This is a genomic window from Vibrio sp. 1249-1, from assembly GCF_033340495.1.
In genome coordinates, this window is sequence record NZ_JAWOWJ010000275.1 from 1 (window position 1) to 886 (window position 886).

The following is an 886-nucleotide window of genomic DNA, read 5'->3' on the forward strand; positions in this document are numbered from 1 at the left end:
GTGACATCCAACACTTTTATTTTTCGAAAACGTTCCGGTTCTTTGATCGCGACATCATGAGCAAAGATCACAAACTTCGCTTTCTCGATGTCTTTCTCGGTAATTCGGTTGATGACGCCATTAGCCCCTTGGGTTTCGACTTTAATCTTAATGCCGAGTGCACAAGCCGCTTTTTCCAATGACTTCGCCGCTAAGAACGTATGTGCCACACCTGATGGACAAGATGTAACCGCCAAAACATCCGCCTCACCTTCGCCTTGAACGGAGCCATATACTTGAGAATGACCTGTGTAACTCTCATCTTCGGTGACGGCTTTCTTTAGTGCAATCACGATCAACGCTGTGGTAACAGAGCCCGCAATCGTGCCGATGATGTAACCAATTTTTCCATCCACAACAGGGAGAACAATCCAACCGCCCCACGGTGCATGGTTCATTACGTGGAACATAAAGCCAATCACGTTACCGACAATGCCACCCGCCACAATAGCGGGTAACACTCGTGCAGGGTCGCCAGCGGCAAAAGGAATCGCACCTTCGCTGATGCCGATCATCCCCATAATACCTGCGGCTTTCCCCGCTTCGCGTTCATCTCGCTTGAATTTACTCGGCGCCAAAAACGTGGCTAGTGCCATCCCCAATGGCGGCGTACAAATCGCAATACCGACCCCGCCCATCAACCATGGTTGCGTGTTCACTTGGGTTTGAGCAAACAACGTCGCCACTTTGTTGATTGGGCCGCCCATATCAAACGCGGTCATTGCCCCAAGCACGGTACCGAGCATCACTTTACCTGAGCCCGCCATGCCCGTCAGCACCTCGTTCATGGTGGTCATTGCGCTGGCAATCGGAGCACCTATCACCCACATCACCGCACCGCAAGTAA

The 886-nt window shown here is 51.7% G+C and carries 1 protein-coding gene; it reads right to left on the reverse strand.

What is annotated here, in order from left to right:
- On the reverse strand, positions 1-886 hold an 886-nt coding region (locus tag R7Z50_RS25805; RefSeq protein ID WP_318149518.1), incomplete at both ends, for a fructose PTS transporter subunit IIB.